Source organism: Donghicola sp. XS_ASV15 (genome assembly GCF_041224595.1).
In the GTDB taxonomy this organism is placed as follows: domain Bacteria; phylum Pseudomonadota; class Alphaproteobacteria; order Rhodobacterales; family Rhodobacteraceae; genus Donghicola.
The window spans coordinates 80,527-95,170 of sequence record NZ_JBGFGN010000154.1 but is presented as its reverse complement, the minus strand read 5'-3'; the positions used below and the strand labels follow the sequence as shown (position 1 = coordinate 95,170).

Below are 14,644 nucleotides of genomic sequence, written 5' to 3'. Positions count from 1 at the left end.
AACAATCGCGCCGCGAATCACCATATTTCTTCATCTTTGCTGGAAATACTCCCGGGGGTCCGGGGGCAGGCAGCCCCCGGCCTCTGCCACCTGCCCCAATCTGCGGCATTTTTTTCCCGACCGATCAAACCGCTCAGACTACCGCTCTCGCAAAAGATGTTGCATAACGCCCGCGAAGATTCACTGGAGAGACCCATGCACGACATTCGCTATATCCGCGAGAACGCAGCAGCCTTTGACGCCGCCTTGGCCCGCCGTGGCCTTGATCCGGTCTCACCCTCGATCCTCGCCCTTGATGCGGAACGCCGCGCGAAAATCGCAGCCGCCGAGACCGCCAAAGCCGAGCAGAACAAAGCGTCCAAAGAAGTCGGTGCCGCCAAAGCCCGCGGGGACGAGGCAGAGTTCGAACGCCTGCGCGCCCTTGTCGGCGACAAGAAGGCCGAAATCGCTCGCCTGAACGACGAAGCCAAGGCCGACGACGAAGCCTTGAACGCCATGCTTATGGAAATCCCGAACCTACCGTTCGACGATGTCCCTGATGGCGCCGACGAAGAGGACAATGTCGAGATCAAGAAATGGGGCACCCCCGCGACCCTCGACTTCGACGCCAAAGAGCATTTCGAAATCGCTGGCGTTGTTCCCGGCATGGACTTCACCACCGCAGGCAAGCTGTCCGGCTCGCGCTTCGTGGTGCTGACTGGCGCGGTCGCGCGCATCCACCGCGCTCTGGCCCAATTCATGCTGAACACCCACGTGGATGAAAACGGCCTGACCGAGGCATGGACCCCCGTCCTCGTCAAAGAAGAGATGATGTACGGCACCGGCCAGCTGCCCAAGTTCGGCGAAGACAGCTACAAAACCACCAACGGCTGGTGGATGGTCCCAACCGCCGAGGTTACGCTGACCAACTTCGTAAACGGCGAAGTCATCGACGAGGCAACCTTGCCCCGCCGTTATGCCGCGCACACCCAATGCTTCCGCTCCGAAGCAGGCAGCGCGGGGCGCGACACCTCGGGGATGCTACGTCAGCACCAGTTCGAAAAAGTCGAAATGGTCTCGATCACCCACCCCGACACCAGCCGCGACGAGTTGGACCGCATGACCGGCTGCGCCGAAGGCATCCTCGAGCGCCTCGGCCTGCCCTACCGCACCGTTGCGCTCTGCACCGGCGACATGGGCTTTGGCGCGCGCCGCACCCACGACATCGAAGTCTGGCTGCCCGGCCAAAACAAATACCGCGAGATCAGCTCGGTCTCGGTCTGCGGTGACTTCCAAGCTCGCCGCATGAACGCCCGGTTCAAGCCCACCGCGGGCGGCAAGCCTGAATTCGTGCACACCCTGAACGGCTCGGGCCTTGCTGTGGGCCGCTGCCTGATCGCGGTCCTCGAAAACGGCCAACAAGCCGACGGCTCGGTCACACTCCCCGAGGTGCTCCATGCCTACCTCGGGGGACGAACCACCCTCACCGCCGAGGGCCAATTGGTCTAAGCGGTACGCATATCCCAACCAAACGCCCGCGGCACAGCCCGCGGGCGTTCTTGTTTCCACACACGAAATATTTGGCCAACATGCATATTTCATCCCTTCCCCTCCCCAGCCACGTCCTGTCGCCCGCTGCCTCCGGCCTCCTCGCGCCGCTGGCCCTCACCCTTGTCGCCAGTCTCGCAGGTCCGACCCAAGCCGTCTGGCTCACTGGCGCTTTTCTAGCAGCACAGACCATCTTTCTGCTGATCATCGCCAACAGTCCTTTCTGCCCACGCCTGTTCGCTCCGCTGATTGCCATCAGCGCACTGATCACCCTGACCCTTAGCCCGCTTCTGCTCCCGCTTGGTCTCCTTATCCACGCGCTCTGGGCCGTACTGCACAAATCGGCCCGCATTACAGGTCACCTGCCGCGCCCCTATCTTTACTTCACGCTGACCGCGGACCTGACGATGGCGACCGTCATGACCTTTGTCCTGCACTTCACCCAATAAAAAGGACGCCCACAAAGGGGCGCCCTCTTTCATCTTTGCCAAAATACTCTCGGGGGTCCGGGGGCAGACAGCCCCCGGCCGCGAACCACAAGCCCAACAGGGCTTAGGTCCGCTGGCCCTTGCCCAAGTGCTTTTTCAACTTCGAAGGCTGTGCCTTCTTCTTGTTCTGATAGGGGTTCCGATCCCCTTGTCCGCGCATATGCAGACGGATCGGCGTCCCGGGCATATCAAAGTCCTCGCGCAAACCATTGATAAGATAGCGCGAATAGCTATCCGGCATCTTATCGGGATGCGAACACATGACCACAAATCCCGGCGGACGGGTCTTGGCTTGGGTCATGTAGCGCAGCTTGATCCGGCGGCCGTTCGGCGCGGGCGGCGGGTGGGCCGAGATCATGCCCTCCAGCCAGCGGTTCAGCTTGGCAGTCGACACGCGGCGGTTCCAAACGTCGTGGGCGCGCTCAATGGCGTTGCGCAGACGGTCCAAACCACGGCCTGTTTTCGCAGAAACAGTCACCAACGGCGCGCCGCGCAACTGGGGCAGCAGACGCTCGAACGACTCTTTCAAATCGCGCAGCTTTTCTTGCTTCTCGTCTTCGATGTCCCACTTGTTGACAGCGACGACCACAGCCCGCCCCTCGCGCTCGGCAAGGTCGGCAATCCGCAAATCCTGCTGCTCGAACGGGATCGCCGCATCCAGCAGGACGACCACAACCTCGGCGAATTTGACCACGCGCAAACCGTCAGAGACTGACAGCTTCTCGACCTTGTCCTGCACCTTGGCGCGCTTGCGCATGCCAGCAGTGTCAAAGATCCGCATCGGCAGCCCGTCCCACTCGAGCCGCAATGCGATCGCGTCGCGGGTGATGCCCGCTTCGGGTCCGGTCAGCAGGCGGTCCTCGCCCAAAATCTTGTTGATCAGCGTCGACTTGCCCGCATTCGGACGGCCAACGACAGCAACCTGCAATGGCTTCGCTGCAGTTGGACGGTGCACCTTCAGGTTCTCGTCACCGTCGAAATCGTCCTCGTCATCGCCCACCTCGACCTCGGTCTCGGGCGCTTCGGCTTCGGCGCGTTCGGCGTACTCATCTGCCAAGGGCAGCAGTGTCGTGTACAGGTCGTTCAGACCTTCGCCATGCTCGGCTGACAAACGGATCGGCTCGCCAATCCCCAGACCATACGCCTCGATCACACCGGCATCCGCGGCAGCGCCTTCGGCCTTGTTCGCGGCAAGGATGACATGCTTGGCCCGCTTGCGCAGGATTTCGGCAAAAATCTCGTCTACGGGGGTCACGCCCACGCGCGCATCGATCATGAACAGACAGATGTCCGCCATATCTACGGCCCGCTCGGTCAGCCGGCGCATCCGCCCCTGAAGGCTGTCATCCGTCGCATCCTCAAGGCCCGCAGTGTCGATCACGGTAAAGCGCAGGTCTGCAAGGCGTGCATCGCCTTCGCGCAGGTCGCGCGTGACGCCGGGCTGGTCGTCGACCAGCGCCAGTCGTTTACCAACGAGGCGGTTGAACAGCGTGGACTTGCCCACATTGGGGCGGCCCACGATGGCCAGCGAAAATGTCATAGTAGCGACTCCGTCAGGATCAAGCCGCAGCCCTTAACGCATATTTGCGTCAACGGAAAGCGATCAGTTTGCCCTTGCGCGACACAACATACACCACGCCATTCACAACGATGGGCGCGGTCGCAGCGCCCGCCGGCAGGGCAATGGTGCCGGTCAGTGCGCCGCTGGCGGCATCAAACACACGCATTGCGCCATCCCCCGAGGCGACCAACAGTTGGCCACCTGCCAAGACAGGACCGTAGTTTGCATAGACATCCGCACGCTTGCGCGGCTTGCGGGCGGTGTAATTCGGCAGCTCGGTGCCCCAGACCCGCAGGCCATTGGAGGCGTCCAGACGCAGCAATTCGTTGCGGTCAGAGATCAAGAAGACAGAACCGCCCCCAATGGCCACGGGGCTGAGCGCCCCTTCTTGGGCGGTCCAAAGACGCTCGCCGTTATCAACGTTCAGGGCGGCCAAACGGCCGGAATGGTTCGAGACATATACCGTGGACCCGTCGATCACCGGATCGCCGGTCACTGCACTGATCTGGGCCAGTGCACTGCCAGTCCGCGTTCCGGACACCGACGCCCGCCACCGCTGCACGCCGCCAAGACGGAAGGCGGATACAAGATCACCATTCGAGAAGGGGAACAGGACCAACTGATCGCTCAGAGCAGGCGCAGGGCCACCTACGATAGAGGCACCACCTTCGACACCGTTCAGCTGCCACCGGACGCGGCCTGTGTCTTTTTCAATGGCCCAGCCGCGGTTGTCGCTCGATACAAAGTACACCAGCTCACCCGCGACGGTTGGGGTGCCCGTGCCGCCTGCATCCAGTTGCTGCTCCCACAAGACGCGGCCGGTCGCCAGATCCAACGCTGCGATCAATCCAAAGCCAGAGGACGCAAACACCACAGAGCCGTCTGATGCGAGCCCACCACCGGAGCCTTGGCCCGCGCTATCGCGCATGGGTGTCAGATCGCGGCGCCACAGCGTGCGGCCATCTGGGGCCGTCGCCTGAACCGTCGCCTGCGCGTCCAGCGTAATGATACGGTTGTCCGCCACGATGGGCTGCGCAGTGATGCGATGCTTGCGATCTTCGCCAGCGCCAATCGACACTTCGAAAAGCTGCTGGAGCGGATAGCTCACCGCAAGGTGGCCAGGGTTGTTGCGCGCATTGGCCTGTGCTTGTGGCCATTCGCTCAGGTTCGCGGGCGCGGCCAGTTCGATGGGCAGGCTGATATTCTCGGACTGCGCGACGGGCACATCCCCGCGCAGGGTCAGACGTTCGCCGGGTAGGATCACCTCTTGCTGTGCACAGCCAGCCAACAGGGTTGTCGCGGCAAGAACCGCAGTCAGGGCGGAGCGGCGGCAAAGCGTCATGGCAATCGTCCTCGTCAAATCAATTATTGTGCCGGCGTTTCAGAAGAGACCCCAAGCGCGGTCAGGGCATCCCGTGTGCGCTGGCGCTGCTCGGGCGCAACTTCGACATCGTCAAGAATACGGTTCAATGTCTCGATTGCAGCATCACGGTTGCCCGCGCCTGCCTCGAGATAGGCCAGTTCTTCGAGCGCCAGCAGACGCAAGGGAGCACCGGGCGAGGCCAAGGCCTCTAGCGCGACTCGGCGGGCGTCGACATCTTGGGTCGCGGGCGCGATCAGCAGCGCTTTGAATGCTGCGATGTCACGATAGATCCGCGGCAAATTGCCATCGGCAGCCACATCATTCAGGGCCGCAATGGCGGCTTCGGTGTCGCCTGCATCCAGAAGTTGTTGGGCCTGCATCTGTGCCACGATCGCCGATGCTGTCGCATCTGGCGCTTCGATCATGCCCAGAGCGTCCGCCCGTTGTTCAGCGGTCTCGGCAGAGGATGCGTCAAGCAGACTATCGCCAAAGGCTTCGGCTTCGGCGGTCGCCTGAGCCTTTGTCCATTCATTCCAAGCAGCTGCGCCGACGACGGCAAACACGGCCAAACCGACAATCCATCCATAGCGTTTGATGTAAGCAAAGGTCTGGTCGCGGCGGACCTCTTCTGTGACCTCATCGATAAAGCTGTCGGTATTGCTCATATTCTGCCCCGTAACTCTTTGTCTCTCTGTAACCCCAGACGCCTTCGCTTGCCAAGGGCGATGGTGCTCTTGCGCAGACAGAGCTTGACCTTCGGCACATGGGATTTCCCCAATTGTCATTTAAAAGCCAGTCAGGCTAATCTGAACTAAGTGGTTTAGCGTATATAAAAAAACGGTGTAGCAATACGCCAAGATGATTCCCGCTCGGGTGTGATATAGTCGCTGCGCGGGACAAGACCGAGGAATTCCATGCGCATTGTCCAAATCCTGACCGCCCTGATTGTGACCGGCCTCCTGTACTTGGTGGTGTTCGAGCGTGACCAGCTTCTGGCGTTCGCGGGCGCGGCTCCGTCCGAAGACGACGCCGCTGCAACCGAGATGGTCGCAGAACGCAAGGTTGGCGTCGTCGCCCTAGAGATGGAAGCGCAGGAAATTGACAGCGCTGTCATCTTGCGCGGCCAGACCGAAGCCGCCCGCAGGGTTGATCTGCGCTCCGAGAGCACCGGACAGGTGGTTTCTGCTCCTTTGCGCAAGGGGGCTTATGTGACAAAAGACACCGTGATGTGCGAACTCGATCCTGGCACACGTCAGGCCAGCCTCGCCGAAGCCGAAGCTTCCTTGGCCGAAGCCGAAGCCGCCCGCCCCGAAGCGCAAGCCCGCGTTGTCGAAGCCAAAGCCTTGCTCCGCGAGGCCGAAATCAACGCACGCGCCTCCCGCGAGCTGTCGAAAAGCGGCTACGCGTCGGAAACCAAAGTCGCGAATGCCGAAGCCGCGATCGAGAGTGCGCGCGCAGCCGTCGAAGCGGCCTCTGGCGGCCTCGCCAGTGCCGAAGCCCGTATTCTGTCCGCGACCGCGTCTGTGGCCTCTGCCCAAAAAGAAATCGACCGCCTGACCATCGAGGCCCCGTTCGACGGGATCATCGAAGACGACACGGCTGAACTCGGCAGCCTGATGCAACCCGGTTCTTTGTGCGGGACGGTAATCCAGCTTGATCCTGTCAAAGTCGTGGGCTTTGTCCCCGAAACCGAAGTGAACCGCATCAACCAGGGCGCCAAGGCGGGTGCACGCTTGACCACCGGACAGGAGCTGGTTGGTCGCGTGTCCTTCTTGTCGCGCTCCGCCGACGAGATCACGCGAACCTTCCGCGTCGAGATTGATGTCCCGAACCCGGATCTCGAGATCCGCGAGGGACAGACCGCTGAGGTCGCCATCAGCGCCCCCGGGGCCATGGCGCATCTTCTGCCGCAATCCAGCCTGACATTGAACGACGAAGGCGACCTTGGGGTGCGGGTTGTCGACAGTGGTGACGTGGCGCGCTTTATGCCTGTATCTGTCCTGCGTGACACAATCGACGGCATCTGGGTCAGCGGCCTGCCCCAAACCGTGTCCGTGATCGTGGTTGGTCAGGAATACGTAGTGGATGGCGTCGCCGTAGACCCCACTTATCGAGAGGCCAGTAAATGATCGGCATCGTCGACTGGGCTGCTCAACGCGCCCGCATGGTTCTATTCTTCATCGTGATCTCGATCGCGGTCGGGGCCTTTGCCTATGTGGGCCTGCCCAAAGAGGGCGAGCCGGACATCGAAATTCCTGCGCTGTTCGTGTCGGTTCCATTCCAAGGCATCAGCGCCGAAGACAGCGAAACCCTGCTGGTCAAACCCATGGAAACAGAGCTGTCCGATCTGGACGGCCTGAAAACCATGTCCTCGACCGCGTCCGAAGGCTATGCCGGTGTGGCGCTGGAATTCGAGTTCGGCTGGGACAAGACCAAAACACTCGCCGACGTGCGTGACGCGATGAACACCGCCGAAGGGAACTTCCCCGAGGGGGCCGAGAAATACTCGATCAACGAGATCAACTTCTCGGAATTTCCAATTATCATTGTGAACCTGACCGGTGACGTACCGGAACGCACAATGAATCGTATTGCCAAGGACTTACAAGAAGACATTGAAGGTCTGGATGCGGTTCTGGAGGCGGGGATCGCAGGCAACCGCGACGAGATGCTAGAGGTCGTGATCGACCCCCTGAAGCTCGAAAGCTACAACGTCACCGCTGACGAGCTGATCAGCGTGGTTCAGAACAACAACCAGCTGATCGCCGCGGGCGAAGTGAAAACGGACCAAGGCTCTTTCGCGGTCAAAATCCCATCGTCTTTTGACGAGCCGCGCGATGTCTACGACTTGCCCGTGAAAACGAATGGCGACCGTGTGGTGACCCTAGGCGATATCGCCGAGATCCGCCTGACTTTCGAAGACCGCCAAGGCACCGCCCGCTTCAACGGCGAAAAGACCGTCGCCCTGCAGGTGGTCAAGCGCAAGGGCTACAACCTGATCGACACCGCCAACGAGGTCAAAGCCGTCATCAAAGAGGCCAGCGACGCATGGCCCGAAGAGATGCGCGCCGCCGTGCAGGTTGGCAGTTCGAACGACCAGTCGCGCACAGTGGACAGCATGGTCAAACAGCTCGAAGGCTCGGTGCTGACCGCCATTGCGCTGGTGATGATCGTGGTCCTGGCGTCCTTGGGTATCCGCCCTGCGCTGCTGGTGGGATTCTCGATCCCGACCTCGTTCCTGCTCTGCTTTGCGATCCTGGGCGCGTCAGGCATCGCCATTTCGAACATCGTGATGTTCGGCCTCATCCTCGCTGTGGGGATGCTTGTGGACGGCGCGATTGTGGTCGTGGAATACGCCGACAAGCGCATTTCCGAAGGCTCTGGCCCCATGCATGCGTATGTCGAGGCCGCCAAACGCATGTTCTGGCCCATTGTCAGCTCGACCGCTACGACGCTTTGTGCGTTCTTGCCCATGCTGTTCTGGCCCGGTGTTCCGGGCGAATTCATGGGGATGCTGCCGGTCACCTTGATCTACGTTCTGTCCGCGTCCCTTGTGGTGGCCCTGATCTACCTGCCCGTCCTAGGTGGTGTTTCCGGCCGCCTCAGCCGCACGTTCCACAACTCAGGCGAACGCCTGCGTCGCATTGCCCCGTGGTGGGTGCGCGTGCTGCTGGTTCCCCCGAGCCTTTATCTCATCTTTATCGGCGTCATGCAGACCCTGAACCCCGGCTATCTGACCGGTGGCCAAGGGGGCGGCAGTTTTGGAGCATATCTGCCAGGGATCATGATCTTCCTCGTCGGTGCGGCGCTGTCCAGCATCACGCTCGACGCGGCCCGCGTGGATTGGAGACGTAAGACAAAGATCAATGCAGGTAGCCATCGGTCCGTCTTTGGCTGGATGATGCATGGCATCGTCGGCAACCCGATCATGCCTCTGGTCGTTATTGGCGGCGTCATGTTCTTTGTCGTCTCGACCTTCGGCTACTATGGCGCGAACAACAAAGGCGTCGAATTCTTTGTCGCCTCCGAGCCAGAGCAGGCGCAGGTCTATGTCCGCGCCCGCGGCAACTTGAGCCTGTCTGAAAAGGACGCGCTGGTTCAGCAGGTCGAAGAGGTCGTGATCGCGCATCCCGGCGTGCGCTCTGTCTTTTCATTTGCGGGCTCTGGCGGCCTTGATACCAACAATGGCGGCGCGCAGGCCCCGTCAGACACCATCGGTCAGGTCCAATTCGAAACCATCCCTTGGGAAGAGCGCGCAGACCGCGCCGATCTGGACGGGAATGTGGTGCTTGAGGAACTGACCACACAGCTCAACCAAATCCCCGGCATTCAAGCCGAGGTGCTGGAGCTGGCGATGGGTCCGGCCTCTGGCAAGCCTGTGCACTTGCGCCTCACTGGCGATGATTGGAACGAACTGCTCGACGCAACGCAAACCGCCCGTACGCAGTTCGAAACCCTGCCCGGCTTGACCCTGATCGAGGACACGCTGCCCCTGCCCGGCATCGACTGGCAGATCGACGTAGATGTGGCCAAAGCTGGCCGGTACGGCGCGAACGTTGCCGCCGTCGGCGCGATGGTTCAACTGGTCACGAACGGCCTGCTTTTGGACACCATGCGCGTGGATTCCAGCGACGAAGAGATCGACATCCGCGTGCGTCTGCCCGAACAGGACCGCGTGTTGTCAACTCTGGACACACTCAAGGTCCGCACCGCCGAAGGTCTGGTACCGCTCGCCAACTTCATCACCCGCAAGCCCGTCGCGCAGCTGGCCGAGATCAACCGCGTCGACCAGAAACGCCATTTCGACGTAAAAGCAGATGTCGCGCCCGGCCTGATGAAACTGGTCGAAAATGAAGAGATCACAGCAATTCTGCAGGACCTGACTGTCCTGCCCGTGGGCGAACGCGGCCAAGCCTTTGCCAACAGAGGCGAGACGCCTTTTTCTCTGTATTGGCTGGCCGATGGCGCCGACCGCACCGCTGTCCGTGACGCGGTCGAAGGGGATAGCGTGTTAAGCCCTGTCAACGGCAACGAACGGATCGAGGCTCTGAACACTTGGCTTGCAACCGAACCTTTTGCGGCTGGCATAGAGGCTGAGTGGACCGGCGATCAGGAAGATCAGGCGGAATCCGCTGCCTTCCTTCAGAGCGCGTTTGCGGGTGCGTTGGGCCTGATGTTCGTGATCCTGTTGGCGCAGTTCAACAGCTTCTATAATTCGGTGCTCGTGCTGCTGGCGGTGATCCTATCGACCGCAGGCGTGCTGATCGGGATGCTCGTAATGGATCAAGCATTCTCGATCATCATGACGGGTACGGGGATTGTGGCGCTTGCGGGGATCGTGGTGAACAACAACATTGTTCTGATCGATACCTACCAAGAGTACTCGCGTTACATGCCGCGGATCGACGCGATCACCCGCACCGCAGAGGCCCGGATCCGTCCCGTTCTGCTGACCACTATCACCACGATGGCGGGTCTGGCCCCGATGATGTTCGGCCTCAGCCTCGACTTTATCAACGGCGGCTACTCGATCGATAGCCCGACTGCTCTGTGGTGGAAACAGCTGGCAACCGCCGTGGTCTTTGGTCTGGGCACTGCGACTGTGTTGACGCTGGTGTTCACCCCGTCCCTGCTGGCGCTGCGGGTCTGGGCTGGCACCTATCTGCACTGGATCGCGAACCTGCTGGCCAAGATGTCGTTGGGCAAAGGCAGTCGCGCAGCCCGCGATTTGGCGCTGGCGCGCGCTGCCCGTCGCGTGAAACACCCCGAGATCATCTGGGAGGTCGAGGACATCTCGGCCCCGAGACCGATCAGCCCCTCAATCCGCGCTGCTGAATGAACGCAAAGGCCCCCACTCTCGGGGGCCTTTTTGTCTCAAGCTGCTTCAGAAGTGTTTGCCGCGCGCCGCGACTTTAGGTGATCGGCCAACCGGACAGCGACCCCCATCATCATCAAGGTCGGATTGGCGTGTCCGCTTGTCGGAAAGACCGAGCCCCCCGCGACAAACAGCCCCGTTGTGCCATGCACTTGGCAATCGCTATCGACCACGCCCGTCGCCGGATCAAGGCTCATGCGCGTGGTCCCCAAGGTGTGCGCCATGTCGATGATCACCGCATCTTCGGGGCGATCATTCTGCACCCAGTCGGCCAGTGCGGGGCGCGGCAGACCAGAAGCCTCTAGCTCGTCAGCCACCAAACGCGCAATGCCCGCCAGCGCCTTGCGCGGCGCATCACCGATTTCCCAAGCGACCTTTGGCAGCGGTGCGCCAAACCGATCGGTCTGATCCGACAGCGTCACGCGGTTTTCCGCACGAGGCGGCTGTTCTGTGATGGCATGGATGGCAACACCGGTGAGCTTGTGCGGTATGCCGCGGGTCTCGAATTCTTCGACGACGAAGTTCGGGCTGATCAGGATCGCGGCATTGGACACCCACTGCTTGACCCTGCGCGGCACCACCCCGCTTTGCAGGGCTTTCTGCGCGACACCTGCCCCGACGATCCCCGCGTTGGCGATGATATTCTTGATGTCAGCGAGCGGCTGATCACTCTGTCTTTTGAGGAGGCGCTTTAGCGCATCAAACGGGTTATCCTCGGCGCGTTCCATCATGAAGTAGACGGCGCAATTCAGCTGTTCCTGCTCTTTCTGCAACTCCGGCGACATCGACAGGCCGGGCATGTACATCAACGTCCGGCCATTGTGCGAGAGCCCATAGAAGCTGAACCGCTTCTTGATCGGCTTCAGATCTTTTTCAGGGAAACTCGCAACATGGGCGCCCGGGTGATCCATCAGGTAGCGACCGACCTGATCATGGTCATTGCCCAAGCCCTGTGGCTTGGCGTCCCGCGACAAAAGCAAAAGCCGCGCGTTTTCGACCGCACTCGCAGCAAGGATGCATGTCTCGGCCGACAGCTCATGTTTTGCGCCATCAATGCTTGCCGCTTCGACACCGCGCACGACGCTGCCCGTAGGATCGGTCAGCACCCGAAGTACGGTCGCGTCTGTAACGATGGTGACATCACCGCGCTGCTTTTCCAAAAACTCCGGCCCAGAGCGATAGATGTCCATGGGATCCACGCGTGACCGCGCAAACTGCCAGAAGAACGGCTTCAGCCGAGCCTCGTCGATTTCGGGCTCCGGCGCCTTGCGACCGGCTACATCCCAGAACGTTTCATCGTACACATTAGGGCCAAGGTTCAAGATATCCGCTGCACGGTCGAGATAGGGCATTAACTCGGTCCGGCTGATCGGCCAGCCGGACAGTGGCACCCATGGACGTTCTGAAAAATCGGTTTCGTCAAAGGTGGCGGACTTGCCGGCCCAAGAAATGGTCGATCCGCCAATAACGCGGCATCGGACCCCGTAGCGCTGGACATCCGGGTCCCAGTAGGCGGTCGATTCCCCATGGAACTCTCGCCGCTTGGACAGTGAGGCAGCGCTTCGTAGGTCACCATCGTGATCCACACGGCACAGGTCGGCGGTTTCGGGTGTTTCCAAGAGCCCCGCGCTTTCCAGAACCACAATGTTCAGGCCTTGGCCGGACATCTCTTGGGCAACAGTCAGCCCCGACGGCCCTGCGCCCACGATCAGAACATCAATTTTCGGAGGATTCTGCACAAACAGCGACAGAGGCGTCAACGTCGTCATACTCAAAACTTTCAACAATGAGACTTGTCAGAGCGTCTCAAATCCTGACGCAACTGAAAGAGATTCCTAAAATACGCCCATAGAGTAATACGGCAGCGGCGTTCGACCTATGGTTGATTTCGCGCAAACTTGCGAAAGTTTGTCGCCCCGCCGGTCTGAAGCCAACAAAAAAGGCGACCCCGCAAGGGATCGCCAGATAATTTCCAATCGCAAGGCGCTTAGGCGGCGTCATCCTGCTCTGCCGCTTGCCTGCGCCACAGGCTGGCGTACCGCCCATCCTGAGCCAAAAGGTCCATGTGGCTGCCGCGCTCGACGATTTCACCGTCCTGCAAAACGACAATCAGATCCGCGTCCGATATGGTGGAAAGCCGGTGGGCAATGGTAACAACAGTGCGCCCTTGGGCCGCGCGGACCAAGGCATCCTGAATACCGCGCTCGGTTTCCGTGTCCAGAGCGCTGGTAGCCTCGTCCAGCATCAGGATCGGCGGGTTCTTGAGCAGCGTCCGCGCAATGCCGACACGCTGCTTTTCACCGCCAGAGAGTTTCAACCCCCGCTCGCCCACTTGCGTGTCATACCCGTCAGGCAGACGCATAACAAAGTCGTGGATTTGCGCAGCTTTGGCAGCTTCGATCACCTCGGCCTCCGAGGCACCATCGCGACCATAAGCGATGTTATAGCGGATGGTATCGTTGAACAGCACCGTGTCCTGCGGCACCACCCCGATCGCACCATGGAGGCTGGTTTGACTCACATCGCGCAGGTCTTGCCCGTCAATCCGGATCGCCCCATGGGTTACGTCGTAAAAGCGGAAGAGCAGACGGCTGATCGTAGACTTGCCAGAACCTGACGGCCCCACAATCGCAACGGTCTTGCCTGCTTCGACAGTGAGCGAAACGCCCTTCAGCACCTCGCGCTCTGGATCATACGAGAACCGAACGTCGTCCAGCGTGATCTCACCGCGGGTGACCTTCAGCTCTTTGGCGTCGGGCTTGTCAGTGACCTCGGACGGCTGATCCAGGAGGGTGAACATTTCCCCCATGTCCACAAGGCTCTGACGGATTTCACGGTACACGGTTCCGAGGAAGCCAAGCGGGCTGGTGATCTGAACCATATAGGCGTTCACCATGACAAAGTCCCCCACGGTCAGATCGCCCCGCTGGACGCCCAAGGCAGCCAAGATCATCACAGCTGCCAAACCGACAGAGATGAAGAAGGACTGCCCCGAATTCAGAAAAGCCAGCGAATAGCTCGTCTTGAGCGCGGCCTTCTGATAGCCAGCCATGCTTTCGTCGTATCGTGTCGCTTCGCGCTCTTCGGCGTTGAAATATTTGACAGTTTCGAAGTTCAGCAGACTGTCGATCGCCTTCTGGTTGGCGGTCGTGTCCTCTTTGTTCATTTGGCGGCGCAGCTTCACGCGCCACTCGGTCACGACAAAGGTAAAGGTGGTATAGGCCACCACGGTCCCCAGCACGATCAGCAGATACCACACATCGAACAGAACCATCAGCCAGATCGAAATCAGCAACAGTTCGATGGTCAGCGGGCCGATCGACAACAGGGTGAAGCGCAGCAGGAACTCCACGCCCTTGATGCCCCGCTCGATGATGCGCGACAGCCCGCCGGTCTTGCGCGTCAGATGATAGCGCAGGGACAGGTTGTGGATGTGGCGAAAGGTTTCGTGGGCCAGTTTACGCACGGCCCTTTGCCCGACAGGGGCAAAGAACACGTCACGCAACTGCTGCAACGAGACGGTCAGGAACCGCGCCGTCGCATAGATCACCGTCAGCGCCACCGCGCCTAAGGCAAAGCCGGCGACATCCGGAATTTCGCCATCTGGCGACAGGGTATCCACGGCCAGCTTGTACATATAGGGCGACGCGGTCGCGACCAGCTTGGCCACCAAGAGCGACAGCAACGCCAGAACCACGCGGACGCGGATCCACTTGGGCTCCTTGGGCCAAAGATATGGGGCAACGCGGCGCAACACGCGCCAGCCGCCGCTACGTTCTTCGGCGGCGGTCGGATCGGTCAGGGTTTCGGGGGGCATTCGGGCTCCGCTC

The 14,644-nt window shown here is 60.7% G+C and carries 9 protein-coding genes; 4 read left to right on the top strand and 5 right to left on the bottom strand.

Annotated elements, in window-relative coordinates:
• Positions 1–195: 195 nt before the first annotated feature.
• Positions 196–1,488: a serine--tRNA ligase gene (serS, locus tag AB9K37_RS14020; RefSeq protein WP_369839981.1), complete on the top strand. Its 1,293-nt coding sequence runs from the start codon at positions 196–198 to the stop codon at positions 1,486–1,488.
• 80 nt (positions 1,489–1,568) lie between these two features.
• Complete coding sequence (locus AB9K37_RS14015; protein ID WP_369839978.1) at positions 1,569–1,976, top strand: hypothetical protein; 408 nt, start codon at positions 1,569–1,571, stop codon at positions 1,974–1,976.
• A 103-nt stretch (positions 1,977–2,079) separates the two neighbouring features.
• Here AB9K37_RS14015 and der read toward each other — a convergent pair whose 3' ends face one another.
• Genes der through AB9K37_RS14000 form a run of 3 tightly spaced genes read right to left on the bottom strand, consistent with a single transcriptional unit; the run spans position 2,080 to position 5,604 of the window.
• Entirely contained in the window at positions 2,080–3,555 is a 1,476-nt protein-coding gene (der, locus tag AB9K37_RS14010; protein ID WP_369839975.1) for a ribosome biogenesis GTPase Der, read from the bottom strand.
• 49 nt (positions 3,556–3,604) lie between these two features.
• Positions 3,605–4,918 (bottom strand): PQQ-binding-like beta-propeller repeat protein, encoded by a 1,314-nt coding sequence (locus tag AB9K37_RS14005; protein ID WP_369839972.1) that lies wholly within the window; start codon positions 4,916–4,918, stop codon positions 3,605–3,607.
• A 23-nt stretch (positions 4,919–4,941) separates the two neighbouring features.
• Positions 4,942–5,604, bottom strand: a complete 663-nt coding sequence (locus tag AB9K37_RS14000; RefSeq protein ID WP_369839969.1) for a hypothetical protein — start codon at positions 5,602–5,604, stop codon at positions 4,942–4,944.
• Between the two features lie 249 nt (positions 5,605–5,853).
• On the opposite strand from AB9K37_RS14000, the gene AB9K37_RS13995 reads away from it, so the two are divergent.
• Positions 5,854–7,068 (top strand): efflux RND transporter periplasmic adaptor subunit, encoded by a 1,215-nt coding sequence (locus AB9K37_RS13995; RefSeq protein ID WP_369839966.1) that lies wholly within the window; start codon positions 5,854–5,856, stop codon positions 7,066–7,068.
• Positions 7,065–10,778, top strand: a complete 3,714-nt coding sequence (locus AB9K37_RS13990) for an efflux RND transporter permease subunit (protein WP_369839963.1) — start codon at positions 7,065–7,067, stop codon at positions 10,776–10,778. Before AB9K37_RS13995 ends, AB9K37_RS13990 begins: the two co-directional genes overlap by 4 nt.
• A gap of 35 nt (positions 10,779–10,813) precedes the next feature.
• Here AB9K37_RS13990 and AB9K37_RS13985 read toward each other — a convergent pair whose 3' ends face one another.
• The gene (locus tag AB9K37_RS13985) at positions 10,814–12,583 is read right to left on the bottom strand and encodes a GMC oxidoreductase (protein WP_369839960.1); all 1,770 of its coding nucleotides are present in this window, start codon (positions 12,581–12,583) and stop codon (positions 10,814–10,816) included.
• 218 nt (positions 12,584–12,801) lie between these two features.
• Positions 12,802–14,631 (bottom strand): ABC transporter ATP-binding protein/permease, encoded by a 1,830-nt coding sequence (locus AB9K37_RS13980; RefSeq protein ID WP_369839957.1) that lies wholly within the window; start codon positions 14,629–14,631, stop codon positions 12,802–12,804.
• Positions 14,632–14,644 lie beyond the last annotated feature (13 nt).